Raw genomic sequence first — 19858 nt, 5'->3', positions numbered from 1 at the left:
TCTCGGGCATGAGTACGCCCGACGATCTCGAACGCCTCTGGACTCCGCACCGGATGATCTACATCGCCGGTGCGGAGCGACCGGCCGAGGGCTACGACAAGCCGTCGGGCTGCCCGTTCTGCGTCGCACCGAAAGCGGAGCCGGACCAGACTCTCGTCGTGAGGAAGGGCGAGACCGTCTTCGCCGTCCTCAACCTCTACCCGTACAACCCGGGCCACCTGATGGTGTGCCCCTACCGACACGTGGCCGACTACACCGACCTCGACCCGGCCGAAACCGTCGAACTCGCGGAGTTCACGCAGTCCGCGATGCGGGTAATGCGTGCGGTCAGCTCCCCGCACGGGTTCAATCTCGGAATGAACCAGGGATCGGTGGCCGGCGCCGGCATCGCGGCGCACCTGCACCAGCACATCGTGCCGCGCTGGGGCGGCGACACCAACTTCATGCCCGTCATCGGCCGCACCAAGGTGCTGCCGCAGCTCCTGCACGACACCCGCGACCTCATCTCGGGGGCATGGAAATGAGCACGGTCGAGGTCACCCGCGACGGGCCGGTGGCGGTCGTCCGCATGAACCGCCCCGAGGTTCACAACGCCCTCGACCCGGCGATGCTCGATCTCCTCCTCGGGACGGTGAAGGAGACCACGGAGGACCCGGACGTACGGGCGATCGTCCTCACCGGCGGCCCGAAGGCGTTCAACACCGGCGAGGACCTCGTCGCCGCCGCCGGCCTCGAGCCGGAGCAGATGCGGGCACAGGCCGCCCAGTTCCAGGAACTGGCGACGGCGCTACGGTTCGCGCCGCAGCCGGTGATCGCCGCCGTCGGCGGCTACGCCTACGGTGGCGGGCTGGAGATCGCGGTCAACTGCGACGCCCGCATCGCCGCCGACAACGCGCGGTTCGCCTGCCCCGAGGTCGAGTGGAGCCTCACGCTGTCGAACGGTTCGTCGGTGCTGCTGCGCCAACTCATCGGCGAGGGCTGGACCCGCGAACTGCTGCTGTTCGGCACCGTCCTCGACGCCGCGTCGGCGTTGCGGGTCGGCCTCGTCACGCGCGTCGTGCCGGTCTACGACCTGGAGTCGAAGGCCGTCGCGATGGCGCATCAGGCGGCCCGCTACGCGAAGGAGGCGGTGCGGCTCACCAAGGAACTGCTGAACGCCGACCCGCGTCCGTGGCAGGAGACGCTCGACGCGGAGGCCGCCGCCGTCCTCGAAGGCTTCGGCAACGAGGAACTCCAGCAGCGGCTCCGCAACTTCGCCGAGCGCAAGCGCCACCGGCGTCCGTCCGGGCTGTGACACCCACGGTCGACGCGCTGCTTTCGCAGCGCGCTCAGGAAAAGGGTTCCGCGGCCTTTCTCCGTTTCTCCAGGCGCGAGCTCACTTACAAACAATGTGACGCGTTGAGCGCGCGCGCCGCGGCCGCATTCTCCGGTCTGGGGGTGGGCGCGGGTGACCTGGTGGCGGTGCTGCTCCCGAACTGTCCGGAGGCGGTGGTCACCTGGTTCGGCGCCAACCGCCTCGGCGCGGTGGCGGCACCGGTGAACACGGCGTTCCGCGGGCCGGCGCTGGCGCACGTCCTCAATCTCACCGGTGCGGCCGTGCTCGTCGTGGACGATTCGTTGGTCGGTGCGCTCACGTCCGTCCACAATGAACTGACCGCGGCCCGGACCCTTGTGGTGCGCGGCGACCACGAGGGGGTTTCGCGGCTCTTTCCACAGTGGACGGTGCTGCCGTATTCCGTGCTCGAAGCGCCCGGCGATCCGCCGCCGCCGGCGCACGGTGCGGCCGACCCGGCGCTGGTGCTGTTCACCTCCGGCACCACCGGCCGCTCGAAGGGATGCCTGCTGTCACACCGGTTCGCGGTGCGGCAGGCCGAGTTGATGGTGGAGAACTTCGGGCTGCGGGCCGACGACGTCCTCTACTGCCCGTTCCCGTTGTTCCACCTCGACGCGACCGTGATGACGGTGATGCCGGCCCTCGTGCTCGGCGCCACCGCGGCGATCGGCGAACGGTTCAGCGCGTCCGGTTTCTGGCCCGAGGTGCGGGCGATGGGCGCCACCGTGTTCGACTTCATGGGTGCGACGCTGACGATCCTCCACAAGCGACAGTCCCAGGTGGACGATCGCGCGCACTCCGTCCGCCTCGGCTGGGGCGTGCCGATGCCGGAGTTCGCGTCGTCGTTCGAGGAGCGGTTCGGGGTGAAACTGGTGGAGGCGTACGGCTCCACCGACGTCGGCGTGCCGATCTACTCCGACCCGTCGCTCCCGCGCCGCCCCGGCGCCTGCGGCCGCCCGATCCCCGCGTACGACGTGCGGCTCGTCGACGCCGCCGATGTGCCCGTTCCGGTCGGTGCGGTGGGCGAGATCGTGGTACGCCCGAACGAGCCCGGCCTCATCAACGACGGCTACCTCGGCATGCCGGCGGAATCCCTGGCCGCCCGGCGCAACCTGTGGTTCCACACCGGCGACCTGGCGCGGCAGGACGCCGACGGCTACGTCTACTTCGTGGGCCGCCTCAGCGACTCGATCCGCCGTCGCGGCGAGAACATCTCGGCCTTCGAGGTCGAGGAGGTGGTGGCCGCCCACCCCGACGTCCTCGAAGCGGCCGCCTACGGCGTCCCCAGCGACCTCACCGAGGAGGACGTGATGGTGGCCGTGGTACCCCGCCCCGGCCGGACGATCGACCCGGCGGCCCTGGTGTCCTGGTGCGCGTCGCGGATGGCGAGGCACATGCTCCCGACCCACGTTGACGTGGTCGGATCGCTCCCGAAGACCCCGACCGAGAAGGTCGAGAAGCACGTCCTCAAGGCCCGCGGCGTGACCCCGACGAGCTGGTCGCCATGATCACCGCTTCCGAGACCGTAATTGTTCAGGTGGTGCGTGTGCGTGCCCGCTTTGGTCGGATTCAATGAACGGGGAGATTCGTGTGTGCCATGACGTGGACGGACTTCCCCGCTCCGGATCTTGGACTACAAGAGGTGCCATAACCCCTACAGGAGTCCAAGATCCGCAAATCGGGCTCACGAAGGAATGTGGTTGTCGCCATGACAGCAACGGGATTCCAAGATCGTGAAAGCAGCCGCCTTGCGCATTCCTCACGTGCGCCTGGGTGGGTCAGCGGCGGCCGCATGGGGTGGGCGTCGAGCGGGCGGGGGTCGTGGCGGTTGCCGCATCGGTGGCGGTGGCCTCGATCCACCACTCGGCGGAGGGCCCCCGCCCCGGCGGGGTTGACCCCGACAGCGTGGACCCGTCCACCCGGAGTGTGACCCGCTGCGGTGCCGCACCCGGCGCGGCCCGGACGACCAGCGTGGCCGAGCGGATCGGCCGGGTGCCGGTGGCCGACACGGTGACGGTCCAGGTGGCGCCGTCGGCGCCGCAGGTGGGGTCCGCCCGGGTCACCCGCAGGACGAAGGGTGCCGGTTCGCGGGAGGGTGGCGGCGTGCCGAGGATGCCCGGCCCGCCCGGATCACGCGACGGAGGCGGGTCACCCGGGTCACCGGAACCACCCGCACCGCCCGGCTGCGCCGAGTCGCCGGGCCCGGCCGGGCTGGCGGAACCATGCTCGTCGGAAAGGGTGCCACCGGGGGTGGGGGAGTCGGTGGCCGGGGGAGCGGCCGGCGGGGTCTCGCCGGAGCGGTCGGCCAGCGGGGCGGGCGCAGAGCCCGTCGACAGCACGAACACGGTGGCCGCGCCCAGGGCGAGCAGGACCAGCAGGGCGGCGGCCAGCACCCGCCGGCGGGGAGTGGGGACGCGCAGGGACGCGGTCTGCTTCGGGAAGCCGGTCTGCGCGTCCACGGGGACCGGGTGGCCGACCGGGCGGAGCGCGTCGGGTTCGGCGAGGACGCCCGCGGCCACCGCGAACGGGCCGGCCACGTAGGCGGCCAGCAGCGCGGCCGGGCTGGCCAGGCGGCTGCGGCGGTCCGAGCAGGTGGCGCAGCCGTCCAGGTGGCGGCCGATGCGCTTGCGGAGCAGGGGGTTCAGGCGGCCGTCCCAGTCGACCAGCAGGGCGGCCAGGGTCGGGCAGTCGCGGCCGCCGGCCCGCGCCACCAGGAGGACGCCGATGGCGCGCTCCAGGGCCGTCCGGGCCCGCGACAGCCGGGCGTGGACGTGGTTGGTCGGCATCCCGAGCACGTCGGCCATGTCGCCGGCGGCCAGGCCGTGCCGCAGGGCCAGCTCGATCACCTCGCGGTCGCCGTCGCCCAGGCCGGCGGCCGCGGCGTGCACCAGCTCGCGGACCTGGTGGGCCTGCAGCGCGGCGGCGGGGTCGAGCGGTTCGGCGACCGGATCGCCGGCGGCTTCCAGGGGGACGTGGCGGGCGCTGGCCCGCGCGTGCCGGCGGCACTCGTTGCGGGCGATCGCGTACAGCCAGGCCGCCAGCCGGTCGGCGTCGCGGAGCTGGCCGGCCTGCCGGGCCGCGATCACGAACGTGTCCTGGACGACGTCGGCGGCCGCCTCGCCGTCGTGCAGCAGGGTGCGGCTGTAGGCGTAGAGGCGGGCGGCGTAGCGGCGGTAGGCGCCGTCGAGTCCGCGGGGGTCACCCGCGACGAGCGCCGCGACGAGCGCACGGTCCTCCATCGGCGGCACAGTAGGTCCTTCCCCCGTGACCGTCGGTGGTCTGCCGCTTAGCCGACAGCACCGACGCGCGATCCGCTAGGGAAGCTGCGCGAGCATCTGCTTCCCGATCTCGTTCGCGATCGCCTCGGCCGGTGCCGTCCCGCCGCCCTGGGCTCTCCGGTTGGCCATCACCGCGATCACGATTCCATCGTCGGGGTAGATCAGCAGGAAGGAGTCGGCGCCACGCTGGGAGCCGTTCTTCGCCACCCGTCGGTGTCCACTTTCGGTACCGATGCCGAAGCCGTATGCGTAGCCCCAGCCGGTCCCCGTCCACAGGTACGTCACGTTCGCCGGCGAGAGCACCGCGCCCGCCAGCAGCTGCGACCCGAGCCGGGTCAGGTCCTTCGGGGTGGTCTCCAGGCCGCCGCCGAGCGTCTTCCAGGAGATCTCGTCGCGCGGCACCTCGACCGGCGCCGCGCCGTCGTAGATCTTCGACCGGCGCACCGACGCGTCACCGGGTTCCTCCTGCCGCAGCGTGGTGAGGCCGAGCGGGTCGCAGAGCCGCTGGCGCAACAGCAGCGAGACGGGCGTGCCGCCGCTTGCCGCCTCCATGCCCGCGGCGGCGAGGGTGTACCCGTGCGTGCTGTACGCGTCGTTCATGCCGACCGTGCAGCCCGGCACGAGCGGGTCGGCCCAGAACATCGGCGCGGCGGCGCCGGCGGTGGCGTAGTCGGTGGTCGACATGGTGGCGTCGGCCGCGGCGGCGGCCGGATCGGTGCCCGCGTTCGCGTAGTGCCGCACGCACCCGCGGTTGCTCACCAACTGCTCGTACGTGGTGCCGCCGTGCTGGGCGGGCAGGCCGGGCATGTCGCCAGCCACCGTGTCCGTCCGCTTGAGCAGACCCTGCTCCTCCAGCCGCAGCGTGAGGATCCCGGCGACCGCCTTGGCCACCGACGCCGTGCGCAGCACGTGGTCGGAGTCCATCCAGACGCCGTTCGCGACGTCGGCGTGGCCGAACCCCCGCTGGTAGACGGCCTTGCCGTTGCGCACCACCGACACGCTGATGCCGGGCGTGCTCCCGATCAACCCGTCGACCTTGGCGTCGACGCCCGGGCGCAGCGGCCACGCCGGCCGGTCGGTGTTGGCCCGCCAGATCGCGGCGTACCGCACCCCGGCCGCGGTCTGGTAGCGGCCGGTGAAGATCTGGCGGTAGCCCAGGTCGACGTTGCGGTGCCACCGGTTCGCGTACTGCGGCCCGGTCAGGTCGCGGTTCGAGATCCAGTACCGCTTGTTCGGGTTCTCGATCCAGATGCCGCCGTAGCGCTGGCCCGCGCCGCCCGCCGACGAGCCGTTGACCGAGTCGAGGACCACCGGACGGAGGCCGGCGTCACGGTACTCGTCGAACCGCTGGCCGTACTCGGTCTCGCTGATGTCGCCGTGCAGGCGCCAGCCGAGGTGCTCCGGGTTGTCGATCCAGATCAGCGCGTACCGGGTGCCGGCCGCGGTCTGGTAGGCGTCGAAGTCGACGGGCATGCGGCCGAGCCGCTTCTGCTCCTCGTAGTAGTCGACGAACTGGGCGTAGGTGAGGTCGTGGTGGTCGTCCCCGGCGAGGCCCTCGACGTTCTGCACCCACGCGGCGGCGTAGTGCCGCGCGCCGTCGAGCACGTAGATCTCCAGGTCGACCATGCGGAAGTCGTGGACGTCGGCCCACTCGGTCCACTGCGCGTAGTCGGCCTCGGTCATCCGGGTCTTGACCAGGTAGCCGCGCTTGTCGGTGTTGTACTGGAACGCCGCGCCGACGCGCAGGTCGCCGCCGAACGTGTCGGCCTCCAGGTCGACGACGAGATAGCCGGCCTTGTCGTAGGCGGCGAAGTCCTGCTGGAAGTCGGCGAACGTGCGCCCGTGCACGGCGCCCCAGCCCACCTCGTCGGGATCGAAGGCTTTCGAGGACTGAACGGGGTGCGCCGACGCGGTCGGCGCCGCCGTGAGCAGGGCGGCGGTGGCCAGCATGACGAGCGCCACGACGACGGCGCGAGCCCGTCGACGGGTGCGCTGCCAGGCGGGGGATGCCTGATTCATCGCGTGCTCTCCCGTGGAGTCCGTCCCGAAGTGTGCCGGTTCACGGGGAAGAGACGCGACCCCTGAGACGACCAACAATTCCACCCTGTCGGCCACCTGACAGAAATCGCCGGACACCCGGAACAGCAGTGGACGCCCGACAGCACCATCGGGCGTCCACTGCTTCCAGGGGGAGTTATGCCTTGGCGTGCTCCTTGCGTACCTGGTCGGCGAGGTGCGAGGGCATCTGGTCGTACCTCGCGAACACCCGGGCGAACGTGCCGGCGCCCGACGTCATCGCGCGCAGTTCGACCGCGTAGCGCACCAGTTCGGTGGCCGGTACCTCGGCCTTCACGAGCGTGCGGTCGTTGCCGGCGGGATCCGGCTCGGTGCCGAGCACCCTGCCCCGACGGCCGGACAGGTCGCTCATCACCGCGCCGACGAACTGGTCGGGCACCCGGATCGTCACCTCGTCGACCGGTTCGAGCAGCGCGACCTGCCCGTGCTCGGCGGCGTCGCGCAGGGCCAGCGAACCGGCCGTCTGGAACGCGGCGTCGGACGAGTCGACCGAGTGCGCCTTGCCGTCGAACAGCCTCACCCGCACGTCGACCACCTGGTGGCCGGCGACGATCCCGCGCTCCATCTGGTGCCGGACGCCCTTCTCCACCGACGGGATGTAGTTGTGCGGCACCACGCCGCCGACGATCTTGTCGACGAACTCGAAGCCCGCCCCGCGCGGCAGCGGCTCGACCTCGATGTCGCAGACGGCGTACTGCCCGTGCCCGCCGCTCTGCTTGACGTGCCGGCCGTGCCCCTTCGACGCGGTGACGAACGTCTCCCGCAGCGCGACCTTCACCGGCTCGGTGTCGAGGTCGACGCCGCCGGACTTCAGCCGGTCGAGCACCACGTCGGCGTGCGCCTCACCCATGCACCACAGCACCAGCTGGTGGGTCTCGGCGTTGCGTTCCAGCCGCATGGTCGGGTCGCCGGCGACCAACCGGCCCAGGTTCTTGGCCAGCGCGTCCTCGTCGCTGCGGGTCTTGGCGACGATCGCCACCGGCAGCAGCGGCTCGGGCATCTCCCACGGCTCGATCAGCAGCGGGGTCTCCTTGCCGGAGATCGTGTCGCCGGTCTCGGCGCTGGTCGACTTCGTGATCGCGCAGATGTCGCCGGCCACGCAGGCGCTCACCTCGCGCAGGGTCGCGCCCAGCGGGGAGTAGAGGTGCGCGAAGCGTTCGTCGTTGTCGTGGTCGGGGTGGCCGCGTTCGCTCATGCCGTGCCCGGAGATGTGGACGACGGACTCGGGACGCAGCGTGCCCGAGAAGACGCGCACCAGGCTCACCCGGCCGACGTACGAGTCGATCGTGGTCTTGACCACCTCGGCGACCAGCGGCCCGTCGGGGTCGCAGGTGAGCGGCTCGCGCGGGCTGCCGTCGACACCGGCGACGGCCGGCAGCGGGTGCTCCATCGGCGACGGGAACCCGCTGGTCAGCACCTCCAACAGCGCGTCGAGGCCGACCCGGGTCTCGGCGCAGACCGGGACCACGGGATAGAAGTGGCCGCGGACGACCGCCTTCTCGAGGTCGTCGATGATCACCGAGGTCTCGATCTGCTCGCCCTCGAGGTAACGCTCCATGAGCGTCTCGTCCTCGCTCTCGGCGATGATCCCTTCGAGCAGCGCGTTGCGGGACTCCTCGATCAGCGGCAGGTGCTCGGCGTCGGGGTCGCGCACGTCGGGGGGATAGCTGCTGTAGTCGAAGACGCGCTGGGTGATCAGGCCGATCAGGCCGGCGACGCTCTGGCCGTCGTCGCCGTGCAGCGGCAGGTACAGGGGAAGCACGTTGTCGCCGAACACCCGCTGGCACTCGACCAGCGTCTCCTCGAAGTCGGCCCGCTGGTGGTCGAGGCGGGTGACGGCCACCGCGCGGGGCATGCCGACGGCGGCGCACTCCTCCCACAGGGCGGCGGTGGCGGCGTCCATGCCGTCGACCGAGCAGACCACGAACAGGGCGGCGTCGGCGGCGCGTAACCCCGCGCGCAGCTCACCGACGAAGTCGGCGTAGCCCGGCGTGTCGAGCAGGTTGACCTTGATGCCCTCGTGCTGGATCGGCGCGCAGGCGAGCGCCACCGACCGCTGCTGTTTCACCGACGCGGGGTCGGAGTCACACGTCGTGGTGCCCTCGGTCACCGATCCGGCCCGGCTGATGGTTCCGGTGACCGCCAGCAACGCCTCCACGAGAGACGTCTTGCCGGCGCCGGAGTGGCCGACCAGCACCACGTTGCGTACCCTGCCGGGGTCGCTCACCGCCGGCACAGCGCCGGCGACCCCCTTGTCCTGGTTCTTCTGCGCCATTACGCGCCTCCTGTCACCGGTTCAGATGTGAGACACCTCACGTCCGCTCGCTGTTTAAGCGATCCCACACCCGAACGCCACCCGACACAACCCCAACCTGAAACCTTCCAGGAACTCTATGTAACAAGCCGCGCCCTCAGGTCACCGCGCTCCCCAGGCGGTTAAGGTAGGTGCCGCCATGGCGAAGATCCTCAGCGGAGTGCGGCCGGCGGTCGGCAAGGTCGTCGACCCGGTGGCCCGGACGCTCCTGCGCGTCGGGGTCACGCCCGACGCGATCACCGTCGCCGGCACCGTCGGCATCCTCGTCGCGTCGGTGCTCGCCGCGAACGATTTCATCCTCGTCGCCGTGATCCTCGCGACGATCTCCGCGCTCACCGACATCCTCGACGGCGCGATGGCCCGGGCCCGCGGCACGTCGAGCCGGTTCGGCGCGTTCCTCGACTCGTCCCTCGACCGGGTCGCCGACGGCGCGATCTTCGCCTCGCTGGCCTGGTGGGCGGCCAGGGACGAGGCCTGGCACGCCGTGTTCGCCGCGCTGGTCGTGCTGATCGCGAGCCAGGTCACCTCGTACGTGCGGGCCAAGGCCGAGTCGCTCGGGCTCACCGCCAGCAACGGGGTCGTCGAGCGGCCGGAGCGCCTGCTGGGCATCGGCGTCGGCGGGTTCGCCGCCGGGTTCGGCTGGGACGTGGGCATGTACATCGTGCTGTGGATCCTGGCCCTGCTGTCGGTGGTCACCGTCGTCCAGCGGTTCCACACGGTCTACAAGCAGACGCGGACCGAGCCTTCGAACGGCGGGGTCGATGGGTAGCGCCACCGAGTTCGGGTACACGGCGGCCTGGCGGGTGGTGCGGGCGCTGCCCACGGGCGTCACCTGGCCCTTCTTCGCCGCGGCCGCGACCGTCGCGGCCCGGCGACGCGGCCGGGGGGTGCGGCGCCTGGCCGGGAACCTGCGCACGGTGGTCGGCCCGGAAATGCCCGAAAAGCAATTGGACGCGCTGGTGCGCCGCGGCATGCGCTCGTACACCCGGTACTGGCAGGAGGCCTTCAAGCTGCCGGCGCTGTCACCGGCGAAGGTGCGCGACTGGTTCCATCTCTACGGCGAGGAGAAGCTGGCCGCAGCGGTCGCCGCCGGCACCGGCGCGGTGATCGCGCTGCCGCACGGCGGTAACTGGGACGCGGCCGGTGCCTGGGTCGCCGCCAAGGGCTGGCCGATCACCACCGTCCAGGAGCGGCTCAAGCCGGAGGGTGTCTTCGAGCGGTTCCTGGCGTTCCGGCGGAAGCTGGGTATGGAGATCATCCCGCTGACCGGCGGCGAGCGGCCGCCGCTCGACATGCTGATCGACCGGCTGAAGGACGGCGCGGTCGTTCCGCTGCTCGCTGACCGCGACCTCACCTCCCGCGGGGTCGAGGTGACCTTCTTCGGTGGACGCGCGAAGATGCCGCCCGGCCCGGCGATCCTCGCCCTGCGCAGCGGCGCACCGCTGTATGTGGCGCACATGTGGTACGAACCAGGGCGTCCGGTCGCCGAGCTCGACGGCCCGATCGAGATGCCGGCCGACGGGCCGCTCGACGTGCGGGTGCGCGAGCTGACCCAGCGGATCGCCGATCGGCTCGCGGCGGGCATCGCCCGGCATCCGGAAGACTGGCACATGCTGCAACGGATCTGGCTCACGGAAACGGCCGCCACGTCGGCGGCCTGAGCAGCGGGGGAAGGCGAATGCGCATCGGCATCGTGTCGCCGTACTCCTTCGACCTGCCGGGCGGGGTCCAGAACCACATCCGCGACCTGGCCGAGGCGCTGATCACGCTCGGCCACGACGTCAGCGTGCTCGCGCCGGCCGACGAGGACGCCCCGCACCCGTCGTACGTGGTGCCGGCGGGCCGCGCGGTGCCCGTCCCCTACAACGGGTCCGTGGCGCGGCTGGCGTTCGGACCGGTCTCCGCCGCCCGGGTCCGCCGGTGGCTCGCCACCGGTGACTTCGACGTCGTCCACGTGCACGAACCGATCACGCCCAGCCTCTCGATGCTGGCCGTGCTGTCGTCGGAAGCGCCGGTGGTCGCGACGTTCCACACCGCCCAGCCCCGGTCGCGCATCATCGCCGCGGGGAAGGGCATCCTGCAGCCGATGATGGAGAAGATCACCGGACGCATCGCCGTGAGCGAACTGGCCCGGAAGGTGCAGGTGGAGCACCTCGGCGGCAGCGGCTGGGAGATCCCGAACGGGGTCGCGGTGGCGAAGTTCGAGGCGGCGACGCCGTTGCCCGGCTGGCCCGGTGCCGGCGGCGCGATCGGGTTCCTCGGCCGGTTCACCGAGCCGCGCAAGGGCTTCCCGACGCTGCGCGAGGCGTTCTGCCGGCTGGCCGGCGAGCGGCCGGGGTTGCGGCTGCTGGTCGCCGGGCCGGGCGACCCCGACGAGGCGGTGCGGCACGTGCCGGCCGGCATCCGGGAACGGATCGTGTTCCTCGGGCTGGTCTCCGAGGACGACAAGCGGCGCATGCTGCGCAGCGTCGACGTGTACGTGGCGCCGAACACCGGCGGCGAGTCGTTCGGCATGATCCTCACCGAGGCGATGGCGGCGAGCACGGCGGTGGTGGCCAGCGACATCGACGCGTTCCGGCGGGTGCTCGACGGCGGGGGGGAGCTGTTCCCGGTCAACGACGCCGACCGGCTGGCGACCGTGCTGGGTGAGCTGCTCGACGACCCCGACCGGCGGCGCGCGCAGGCCGAGCACGCCCGCAAGGTGGTGGCGAAGTACGACTGGCCGGTGCTGGCCCAGCAGATCCTGGAGGTCTACGCCACCGCGATCGAGGTGCACCACGGCGCCGGCTGAGTGCCTCCTACACTGCGTGGGGTGTGGTGGTGGGGGTCGACGGTCGCGGTGCTGGTGCTCGTCGCCGTCTATGCGCTCTGGGTGGCCGGGCGCCTTGACCGCAGCCACGCCCGCGCCGCCGCCGCCCAGGCCGCGCTCGACGCGCACCTGGTACGCCGGGCCGCCGCCGCGGCGGAGGCCGCCGAACCGCTGGGCGACAGCCAGTTGCGGTGGGCCGCCCGGGTAGCCCTCGAAGCGGATCCCGACGAGCGGGAGGCCGCCGAGAACGATCTCACCCGCGTGCTGCGGCCGGTGCTCACGGCGTCACATGAACTCCCCGGCGGGCCCGGCGGCGCGCCACCGGCCGTGAGAGCCGATCTGGCCCGCGCCAGCCGGCGGGTGGCCCTGGCCCGGCAGGTGCACAACGACCTCGTGCGCGACGCGCTGTCGTTGCGGCGGCGGCGCCTGGTGCGGGTGTTGCGGCTGGCGAGCAAGCATCCGGTGCCGCGCTATTTCGACATCGACGATCCGCAGGCCTGAAGCCGCCCTGTTCTGATTGGCTCTGCTCCCGGCCCAGCTCGCGGACGTACGATGGGGTGGAATCCCAAGATCTTGAAGGAGTGGATCACCCGTGTCCGCGCAGACCGAGAACCACACGCCCGTCACCGGCACCGCCCGCGTCAAGCGGGGCATGGCGGAGATGCTCAAAGGCGGAGTGATCATGGACGTGGTCACTCCCGACCAGGCCAAGATCGCCGAAGACGCCGGCGCGGTCGCCGTGATGGCCCTGGAGCGGGTGCCGGCCGACATCCGCGCCGAGGGCGGGGTGTCGCGGATGAGCGACCCCGACATGATCGACGGCATCATCAACGCCGTCTCGATCCCGGTGATGGCCAAGGCCCGCATCGGCCACTTCGTCGAGGCGCAGGTGCTGCAGGCGATCGGCGTCGACTACGTCGACGAGTCCGAGGTGCTCAGCCCCGCCGACGAGGCCAACCACATCGACAAGTGGGCGTTCACCGTGCCCTTCGTGTGCGGCGCCACCAACCTGGGCGAGGCGCTGCGCCGGCTCGCCGAGGGCGCGGCCATGATCCGCTCGAAGGGCGAGGCCGGCACCGGCAACGTCGTCGAGGCCACCCGGCACATGCGGCAGATCCGCGGCGACATCCGCCGGCTGGCGACGCTCGACGAGACCGAGCTGTTCGCCGCCGCCAAGGAGCTGCGGGCGCCGTACGACCTGGTCAAGGAGGTCGCCGAGACGGGCAAGCTGCCGGTGGTGCTGTTCACCGCGGGCGGCATCGCCACCCCGGCCGACGCGGCGATGATGATGCAGCTCGGCGCCGAGGGCGTGTTCGTCGGCTCGGGCATCTTCAAGTCGGGCGACCCGGCGAAGCGGGCGGCCGCGATCGTCAAGGCCACCACGTTCGCCGACGACCCCACGATGATCGCGAAGGTGTCGCGGGGCCTCGGGGAGGCAATGGTCGGCATCAACGTCGCGACCCTGCCCGACTCCGAGCGGCTCGCCACCCGTGGCTGGTGAGCTCCTGATCGGGGTCCTCGCCCTGCAAGGTGACGTGCGCGAGCATCTGGCCGCGCTGCGTTCGCTCGGCGTGGCAGCTGAACCCGTTCGGCGGCCTTCCGAGATCGACGATCTTGACGGGATCGTGATTCCGGGTGGCGAATCGACCACGATGAGCAAGCTCATGGTTGATTTCGGCGTGTACGAGCCGTTGCGCAAAAGGGTGCTCGACGGGCTGCCCGCGTACGGCTCCTGCGCCGGCATGATCATGCTGGCGTCCGAGGTGCTCGACGGGCGGCCCGACCAGGTCTCGCTGGGTGCTCTGGACGTGACCGTGCGGCGCAACGCGTTCGGGCGGCAGGTCGACTCGTTCGAGGCCGACGTGGCGCTCAACGGCGAGGATTTCCACGCGGTGTTCATCCGCGCGCCGTGGGTCGAACGGGTGGGCGACGACGTGGAGGTGTTGGGCCGCGTCAGCGCCGGGCCGTCAGAAGGTAGGATCGTCGCGGTACGCCAGCGGAACGTCCTCGCGACCGCCTTCCACCCCGAGCTGACCGGAGATCGTCGCGTACACCGGCTCTTCGTGGACATGGCGCGGAGGGCCAAGTCGACGGAGGATTGATGTCCGGCCACTCAAAGTGGGCGACCACCAAGCACAAGAAGGCTGTCGTCGACGCCAAGCGCGGCAAGCTGTTCGCCCGGCTCATCAAGAACATCGAAGTGGCGGCGCGCACCGGCGGCGGTGATCCGGCCGGCAACCCCACGCTGTTCGACGCCATCCAGAAGGCGCGCAAGTCGTCGGTGCCCGTCGACAACATCGACCGCGCGGTCAAGCGCGGCTCCGGTGCCGAGGCCGGCGGCGCCGACTGGCAGACGATCATGTACGAGGGCTACGGGCCGAACGGCGTCGCCCTGCTGATCGAGTGCCTCACCGACAACCGCAACCGGGCGGCCACCGAGGTGCGCACGGCGCTCACCCGCAACGGCGGCACGCTCGCCGACGCGGGCAGCGTGTCGTACATGTTCTCCCGCAAGGGCGTGGTGATCGTCCCGAAGGGCGACAAGACCGAAGACGACGTGCTGCTCGCCGTGCTCGACGCGGGTGCCGAGGAGGTCAACGACCTCGGCGAGGCGTTCGAGGTGGTGTCGGAGCCCACCGACCTGGTGGCGGTGCGCACCGCGCTGCAGGAGGCGGAGATCGAGTACGAGTCGGCCGACTCCTCGTTCCTGCCCAGCGTCCAGGTCCCCCTCGACGCCGACGGCGCCACGAAGATCTTCAAGCTGATCGACGCCCTCGAAGACTGCGACGACGTGCAGAACGTCTACGCCAACTTCGACGTCTCCGACGAGGTCATGGCCGCCGTCGGCTAGGCGCCCGGCGGTGGCTCCGCCGACCACGGGGCCGCCGGCAGCCATCCCCAGTTGGGCAGGAAGCCCTGCCCGTTGAGGATGCTCCACCCCACCAGGCCGCCGACGGCCACGCCCAGCACCACCAGGGTTCCGACGGCCATCAGCACCGTCGCCGAGGCGGCGGCCAGCGGCATCAGCGCGGCCGGCAGCCACCGCCTCCACCGCTCGGGGCGCGGCGGCACGGGCGCCGCCGGCGCCGGGCCGGCCACAGGGCCCACCGTCGGTCGCGCGGACGCCGGGGCAGGATCCTTCGGGACGCCCGGCAGCACGCTGCCCTCGGCCACCACCAGTTCGGGTTGCTCGATCGCCACCGGTGCCCGGCCCAGCGCGCGGAACAGCAACGTCGACAGCAGCGGGATCCGGCTGGTCCCGCCGACCAGGAACACGCCGGCCACCCCGCGCGTCCCCGCCGTCACCGCCGCCGTGAGTTTCGCCGTCGCCGCCACCGATTCCGCGAGCGCCGGTCCGACCGCCGACTCCAGTTCGGCGCGCGTCAGGTGGGCCTCGACGCCCGCGGCCGGCACCAGGATCTCCGCCGTCGCGGCGCGGGAGAGCCGCTCCTTCGCCGCGGTCACGTCGTCCCACAGCAGCCGGCGCCACCGGCGCTCCTCGACCGTCGCCGGGTGGGTGACCCAGGGGTGGTCGATGCCGGCGGCCGTGCCCAGGTGGTCGACCAGCGCCGCGTCCAGGTCGGCGCCGCCGAGGTCGTCACGGCCCGCGACGGCGACCACCTCGAAGCCGCGCGCCGTGCGGGCGACGGCCGTGACGTCGAACGTGCCGGCGCCCATGTCGTGGACGACCAGGACGGATCCGGTGGGCATCGTGTGGCCGAGCACGTGCACGAAGTACGCGGCCGCCGCCACCGGTTCGGCGACGAACGACACGGTGCCGAGCCCGGCCTTCTCCGCCGCCTCGGCGAGCACTCCCCGGCGCGGGCCCGCCCAACTCGCCGGGCAGGTCATCGTCACCTCGGGGCGGGCGGCGCCGACGACGCGGTGCCGAGGGCGAACCCGGTGGCGGGCATGCGGCAGAGTCTAGGCGCCCGGTTTCCGCGCCCGGTCCAGGCGCCGCGCCTCCGTCACCAGGCGGGTCTTCGTGCCGAGGGCGGCCACCTCGGCCAGGCCCGGCACCTCGATCGGGAGGCCGGTGGCGGCCGCGGTCTCCGCGGCCAGGGTCAGCAGGTCGGGCGCCCCCGGCGGCGGCTTCGGCAGCGCCAGGATCGGGGGCAGGGCCGCCGCCAGCAACCGCCAGGTGGTCGCGGGGGCACCGGCCGCCGCGGCGTCGCGCAGCGGACGCTCTATCCGGGACGCGGTGAGCATGCCCGCCGCGGCGAGCACACCGATCCAACGGCCCGTGGCAGGCGCGTCGAGGTCGCCGGCGCCGGCCAGGGCCAGCAGGGCGTCGACCGCGGCCACCCGGTCGGTCACGTGCTTCGCGGCCAGGCCGTAGGCGAGTGCCAGGGCGAGGGCCGGCCCGCCGGCGCCGGTGCAGGCGGCGATGTCGACCAGCACCGGCCCGGTCTCGTGCGGGCGCTGGCGGAACTGGGCCCCGCCGGCGATCGACGGCAGCATCCACGCGGCGACGAGTTCCCGGTAGCCGGGCAGCACCGCCGGCCACAACTTCGACCACAGCGGCAGGTACTCGCCGGTGTCAGAGGTGGGCCGGGTGAGCAGCCCGGTCGGGTCGTCGTACCCGGGCGGCGGACCGGTCGCGACCGCGATGCGGCGTTCGGGCATCCAGTCGATGTCGCCGGGGAAGCGGCCCTCGGCCCGGCGGGTCACCTCGACCGTGCGCGACTCGGGTGTGGGCAGGCCGCCGGCCCGCAGCCAGGCGGCCGTCCGGTCGCCGGCCGGGGTCCGCAGCCGCTCGGCCGCGCGCGCCGTCGCCTCGTCGACGCCGGCGGGCAGGCGCAGCAGGGCCTGGGCCAGGTCGGTCGGCCATGGCTCGCGACCGGTTCCCGCCGACGCCGCGAGCCGGTCGAGCAGGGCCGCCGGGTCGACGGAGCCGTTGGCGTGTGTCGGCGTCGCGAGCAGGGGCGGGCCGCCCGGCCGGACCCGCTTCGCGGTCTCGGCCAGCCGCTCGATGATCATCCGCTGGGGCGCCGGCTCCCGGTCGCGGGCCGGTCGCCGCACGAACCCGATCGCGGTCCGCACGGGGTCGTCGACGGGACGGGGGACGCCCGACGCGGCGTGCAGCGCGTCACCGAGCAGGTCGGCGACGCAGCTGTCGGCGTACGGACCGGCCTCCAACCTGAGCCGGTGCCGGACGAGCACCGGGCCGAAGGCGGCGCCCAGCCGGTCGCCGGCGAGCCGGACGCACCCGTCGAGGATCCGCTCCAGCGTCATCGCCGCGGGCCCGCCGTCGCGGTCGTAGATCGAGCGGACGAACGGGGCGATCTCCTCGGCCAGCTCGTCCGGGTCCACGATCGGTGGTGGCACGGGTGCCGGTCCCGACGCCGGCTGTAGCGCGTCCCCCGAAAGAACCGCGACGGGCGCGACCACCGCGACCGCCGGCCCCGCATGCTTCGCGACCAGCGCCGCCGCGCGGTCGCGGACCTCGACGGCCGGATGGTCGGCGGCGACCGCGGCCACGGCGGCGATCTCCGCGGCGCGGGCGGGATGCTCGCGGGCCAGCCGGTCGAGCCAGATCAGCTGGGTGCGCGCCAGCGGCTTCTCCGGCCGGGCCAGCACCGCCCGCGACGCGTCGAGCACCGCGTCGACCTCGGCGGCACCGGTGGCCCGGAGCCGCTTCTGCGCCATGACGGCCGCGGCGTTGGGACCGTCGGCGAGCAGCCGCAGGTAGTCGGCGGTGCGCGCGGTCGCCTCGGCCGCGGTGGGTTCGAGCCGGTCGTGCAGGGCGACGTAGCCGGTGAGGTCGGCCGGCTTGCCGCCGCGCAGCAGCCGCGCGACACATCCGTCCAGCAGGAGGTCGCGATCGAGCCGGCCCTCGGCGGCCAGCGCGGCCAGGGCCTGCGGCAGGTCGACGCGGACGAGCCCGGCGCCCGTCCGGTACACGTTGGTGCCGGCGTTGAAGTCCGCGCCGAGGCGGTCGACCTCGAACATCCGGGGCAGCAGCGCGTCGAGGAACGGGTCGGTGCGCAGCCGGTCGACGAGGGGCGTCTCCCGGTCGCCGAAGATCATGCCCCGCAGCCAGGCCAGGGCGAAGTCGTCGTCGCGCGGCGGCGGCGCGTTCTCGTGCGCGATCAACCCCGCGACGAACTCGACGGTCGTTCCCGGTGCGCGGGCGGCCAGCCGGTACGCCAGGTCGGCCAGCCAGCCGACGCCGTGGTGCCCGGCCACCGCGACGGCCGGCGCCACCGCGTCCCCCCGGATCTGGATCGTGCGGCGCGCGAGCAGCGCCGCGGCCTTCGCGGCGGTCGGCATGCACCCGACGGCCGCGACCGCGAGCGACGCCTCGCAGCCCGAGTACCACCAGTCCCGGGTCAGCTCGCGGACCAACCCCGGCAGCGCCGCGGCCACCGCCCGCCGCCCGGCCGGATCGAGACCGCTCACCGCCGCGGCGACCGCCCCGGGCGGACCGGTCCGGACGAGCGCCGCCAGGTCGGCCATCACATGCTCCAGAGCCGGATCGTGGTGTCGTCGGCGCCCGTGGCCAGGATGCTGCCGTCGGGATGGAAGGCGGCGCTGCGCACCGAACCCCGGTGACCCGTGAGGGTGGCCGCGTGCTCGCCCGACGGCAGGTGCCAGAGGTGCACCGGATCGACGTTGGCGACGCTGGCCAGCAGGGTGCCCGCCGGGTTGATGACGAGCCGGTTGATCACGCCGGTGTGGCGGCGTCGCAGCCGCCGCGCCGTCCCGCTGGGGAGGTCCCACAGCATGATGTCGCCGACCCTCCTGTCCAGGTCGAAATCGGCGCTCGCGAGCAGCGTGCCGTCGGGGTGGGCGGCGACGGCGTTCATGTCCCGCTCGAGCTCGAACGCGGGGTCGCCGAGCCGCGTCAGCCGGCACCCGGTGGCCGCGTCGTACAGGCTCACCGACGGCACCCGGTCGGCGACCGCGATCCGTTCGCCGTCGGGCAGATAGGTGACGGCGTACACGCCGCCGGTGCGCGGCGCCAGCCCCGCGATCTCCCGGCGCATGCGCCGCCGGTCCCGGAAGCCGGCCACCTGGCCGCCCGTACGCGTGTTCCAGATCCGCAGCCGGCCGTCGGAGTAGCCGACCGCCAGGTGACCGCCGTCGGGGCTGAAGGCGATGTCACGGACGACGTCGAAGGAGTACCGGACGCGTCCGGTGAGGGTCTGCGGCCGCCTCGCGGTCCCGGACAGGTCCCAGATACGGACCGTGCGCGTGCCGGTGGAGACCGCCAGGCGGGTGCCGGACGGGTCGTAGGCGACCTTCCCGATGTACAGGGCCTTCTCGGGGGCCCGCCAGAAGGTCTGCTTCGGCTCTCCGGTGCGGGCGTCCCAGAACCTGACGGTGCGGTCGCCGGAACCGCTGGCGAGGGTGGCGCCGTCAGGGCTGAACGCGAGGGTACCGACCCATTCGCCGGGCCCCTCGATCACCGTCAGGGGCTTGAAGGGCATCGTGTGCGGCTCCCGGAGATCGACGGTGCCAAATCCTACCGGGCCCGTTCACGCGGCCCACGGTAGCCGGGTCGCGTTCGTCATGAGCGCACGGTACGGCGGGGCCGGGCGCCGCCGCATCCGTCCAAAGTCGACGGCGTTCCAGCGCCGTTTCAGCGGTCGGTGGCAGAGTCCCCGCCAGGCCGTGAAGGAGGAACAGCGTGAGCAGGGTCCGCACGTTACGCCGGTTGCTGGTCGTCCTCGTGTTCGCCGGTGGTCTTGCCCCGGCCGGGCCGGCATCGGCCGGTCCGGTGACGATCCGGACGGCCGAGCTGAAGACGATCTGCGCGTCGTTCCACGGCTCCTACGACGAGGACGCCGACCGGTACGGATGCGCCTTCGGCGCCGGCGAGGTGGACTGCGCGGCCGGCACCGGGGAGTGCGGGTATCGCGGGCCCGGCGCGAAATCGCTCTGGGACGCGTGCGCGGCGGCGGGTTCGACGCTGAAGGAACCGGTGCCCTACTGGTACGCCTGCCAGCTCAAGGATTTCACCGTGGTCGTCGACTGCACGGTCCCGGATCTGCCGCCCGGCTGCCCGACCTGGCACCAACCCAACACGCCGCCGATCCGTTAGC

At 72.7% G+C, this 19858-nt stretch carries 17 protein-coding genes; 11 read left to right on the top strand and 6 right to left on the bottom strand.

The window, feature by feature from the left end; genetic code table 11:
- The first annotated feature begins 8 nt into the window (after window positions 1–8).
- Genes Vau01_RS28605 through Vau01_RS28595 form a run of 3 tightly spaced genes read left to right on the top strand, consistent with a single transcriptional unit; the run spans window position 9 to window position 2841 of the window.
- Entirely contained in the window at window positions 9–524 is a 516-nt protein-coding gene (locus Vau01_RS28605; RefSeq protein WP_203998666.1) for an HIT family protein, read from the top strand.
- Window positions 515–1294, top strand: a complete 780-nt coding sequence (locus Vau01_RS28600; RefSeq protein WP_203998663.1) for an enoyl-CoA hydratase/isomerase family protein — start codon at window positions 515–517, stop codon at window positions 1292–1294. Before Vau01_RS28605 ends, Vau01_RS28600 begins: the two co-directional genes overlap by 10 nt.
- Window positions 1291–2841 carry an AMP-binding protein gene (locus tag Vau01_RS28595; RefSeq protein WP_203998660.1) on the top strand — a complete coding sequence of 517 codons (1551 nt, stop codon included), beginning with the start codon at window positions 1291–1293 and terminating at the stop codon, window positions 2839–2841. Before Vau01_RS28600 ends, Vau01_RS28595 begins: the two co-directional genes overlap by 4 nt.
- A gap of 270 nt (window positions 2842–3111) precedes the next feature.
- On the opposite strand, the gene Vau01_RS28590 is transcribed toward Vau01_RS28595, so the two are convergent.
- The 3 genes from Vau01_RS28590 to Vau01_RS28580 form a co-directional block, all read right to left on the bottom strand.
- Window positions 3112–4572: a sigma-70 family RNA polymerase sigma factor gene (locus Vau01_RS28590; RefSeq protein ID WP_203998657.1), complete on the bottom strand. Its 1461-nt coding sequence runs from the start codon at window positions 4570–4572 to the stop codon at window positions 3112–3114.
- A 75-nt stretch (window positions 4573–4647) separates the two neighbouring features.
- A complete protein-coding gene (locus tag Vau01_RS28585) occupies window positions 4648–6630 on the bottom strand; it encodes a serine hydrolase (protein WP_203998654.1) in 1983 nt (660 codons plus the stop codon).
- Window positions 6631–6805: 175 nt separating this feature from the next.
- A complete protein-coding gene (locus Vau01_RS28580; RefSeq protein ID WP_203998651.1) occupies window positions 6806–8962 on the bottom strand; it encodes an elongation factor G-like protein EF-G2 in 2157 nt (718 codons plus the stop codon).
- A 178-nt stretch (window positions 8963–9140) separates the two neighbouring features.
- Here Vau01_RS28580 and pgsA point away from each other — a divergent pair, with 178 nt between their 5' ends.
- The 7 genes from pgsA to Vau01_RS28545 all read left to right on the top strand — a co-directional run bounded on the left by pgsA (window position 9141) and on the right by Vau01_RS28545 (window position 14661).
- Window positions 9141–9770 (top strand): phosphatidylinositol phosphate synthase, encoded by a 630-nt coding sequence (gene pgsA / locus Vau01_RS28575; protein ID WP_203998648.1) that lies wholly within the window; start codon window positions 9141–9143, stop codon window positions 9768–9770.
- The gene (locus tag Vau01_RS28570; RefSeq protein WP_203998645.1) at window positions 9763–10662 is read left to right on the top strand and encodes a phosphatidylinositol mannoside acyltransferase; all 900 of its coding nucleotides are present in this window, start codon (window positions 9763–9765) and stop codon (window positions 10660–10662) included. Before pgsA ends, Vau01_RS28570 begins: the two co-directional genes overlap by 8 nt.
- A gap of 17 nt (window positions 10663–10679) precedes the next feature.
- Window positions 10680–11792: a glycosyltransferase family 4 protein gene (locus Vau01_RS28565; protein ID WP_203998642.1), complete on the top strand. Its 1113-nt coding sequence runs from the start codon at window positions 10680–10682 to the stop codon at window positions 11790–11792.
- Between the two features lie 12 nt (window positions 11793–11804).
- On the top strand, window positions 11805–12311 hold the full coding sequence (locus Vau01_RS28560) for a hypothetical protein (RefSeq protein WP_203999113.1): 507 nt from the start codon (window positions 11805–11807) through the stop codon (window positions 12309–12311).
- Between the two features lie 91 nt (window positions 12312–12402).
- On the top strand, window positions 12403–13311 hold the full coding sequence (gene pdxS, locus Vau01_RS28555; protein WP_275423960.1) for a pyridoxal 5'-phosphate synthase lyase subunit PdxS: 909 nt from the start codon (window positions 12403–12405) through the stop codon (window positions 13309–13311).
- Complete coding sequence (gene pdxT / locus Vau01_RS28550; RefSeq protein ID WP_203998640.1) at window positions 13301–13912, top strand: pyridoxal 5'-phosphate synthase glutaminase subunit PdxT; 612 nt, start codon at window positions 13301–13303, stop codon at window positions 13910–13912. The genes pdxS and pdxT overlap by 11 nt, the downstream gene beginning before the upstream one ends.
- Entirely contained in the window at window positions 13912–14661 is a 750-nt protein-coding gene (locus tag Vau01_RS28545) for a YebC/PmpR family DNA-binding transcriptional regulator (RefSeq protein ID WP_203998638.1), read from the top strand. Before pdxT ends, Vau01_RS28545 begins: the two co-directional genes overlap by 1 nt.
- Here the strand turns inward: Vau01_RS28545 and Vau01_RS28540 are convergent.
- The 3 genes from Vau01_RS28540 to Vau01_RS28530 form a co-directional block, all read right to left on the bottom strand.
- The gene (locus Vau01_RS28540; RefSeq protein WP_203998636.1) at window positions 14658–15662 is read right to left on the bottom strand and encodes an Hsp70 family protein; all 1005 of its coding nucleotides are present in this window, start codon (window positions 15660–15662) and stop codon (window positions 14658–14660) included. The genes Vau01_RS28545 and Vau01_RS28540 overlap by 4 nt on opposite strands.
- A gap of 72 nt (window positions 15663–15734) precedes the next feature.
- Window positions 15735–18269: a DUF7824 domain-containing protein gene (locus tag Vau01_RS28535; RefSeq protein ID WP_203998634.1), complete on the bottom strand. Its 2535-nt coding sequence runs from the start codon at window positions 18267–18269 to the stop codon at window positions 15735–15737.
- Window positions 18269–19243 (bottom strand): WD40 repeat domain-containing protein, encoded by a 975-nt coding sequence (locus Vau01_RS28530; protein WP_203998632.1) that lies wholly within the window; start codon window positions 19241–19243, stop codon window positions 18269–18271. Before Vau01_RS28530 ends, Vau01_RS28535 begins: the two co-directional genes overlap by 1 nt.
- A gap of 200 nt (window positions 19244–19443) precedes the next feature.
- On the opposite strand from Vau01_RS28530, the gene Vau01_RS28525 reads away from it, so the two are divergent.
- A complete protein-coding gene (locus Vau01_RS28525; protein ID WP_203998628.1) occupies window positions 19444–19857 on the top strand; it encodes a hypothetical protein in 414 nt (137 codons plus the stop codon).
- Window position 19858: the final 1 nt, after the last annotated feature.

The organism is Virgisporangium aurantiacum (assembly GCF_016863635.1).
Classification (GTDB): Bacteria; Actinomycetota; Actinomycetes; order Mycobacteriales; family Micromonosporaceae; genus Virgisporangium; species Virgisporangium aurantiacum.
The sequence above is the reverse complement of the archived record's forward strand: the minus strand, read 5'-3'. Positions and strand labels throughout refer to the sequence as shown.

Excerpts from the sequence above, each read along its gene's own strand:
- Vau01_RS28605 (WP_203998666.1), top strand. The coding sequence starts at position 9 with ATGAGTACGCCCGACGATCTCGAACGCCTCTGGACTCCGCACCGGATG.
- Vau01_RS28600 (WP_203998663.1), top strand. The coding sequence starts at position 515 with ATGGAAATGAGCACGGTCGAGGTCACCCGCGACGGGCCGGTGGCGGTC.
- Vau01_RS28590 (WP_203998657.1), bottom strand. The coding sequence starts at position 4,572 with ATGGAGGACCGTGCGCTCGTCGCGGCGCTCGTCGCGGGTGACCCCCGC.
- Vau01_RS28585 (WP_203998654.1), bottom strand. The coding sequence starts at position 6,630 with ATGAATCAGGCATCCCCCGCCTGGCAGCGCACCCGTCGACGGGCTCGC.
- Vau01_RS28580 (WP_203998651.1), bottom strand. The coding sequence starts at position 8,962 with ATGGCGCAGAAGAACCAGGACAAGGGGGTCGCCGGCGCTGTGCCGGCG.
- pgsA (WP_203998648.1), top strand. The coding sequence starts at position 9,141 with ATGGCGAAGATCCTCAGCGGAGTGCGGCCGGCGGTCGGCAAGGTCGTC.
- Vau01_RS28570 (WP_203998645.1), top strand. The coding sequence starts at position 9,763 with ATGGGTAGCGCCACCGAGTTCGGGTACACGGCGGCCTGGCGGGTGGTG.
- Vau01_RS28565 (WP_203998642.1), top strand. The coding sequence starts at position 10,680 with ATGCGCATCGGCATCGTGTCGCCGTACTCCTTCGACCTGCCGGGCGGG.
- Vau01_RS28545 (WP_203998638.1), top strand. The coding sequence starts at position 13,912 with ATGTCCGGCCACTCAAAGTGGGCGACCACCAAGCACAAGAAGGCTGTC.
- Vau01_RS28540 (WP_203998636.1), bottom strand. The coding sequence starts at position 15,662 with ATGACCTGCCCGGCGAGTTGGGCGGGCCCGCGCCGGGGAGTGCTCGCC.
- Vau01_RS28535 (WP_203998634.1), bottom strand. The coding sequence starts at position 18,269 with ATGGCCGACCTGGCGGCGCTCGTCCGGACCGGTCCGCCCGGGGCGGTC.
- Vau01_RS28530 (WP_203998632.1), bottom strand. The coding sequence starts at position 19,243 with ATGCCCTTCAAGCCCCTGACGGTGATCGAGGGGCCCGGCGAATGGGTC.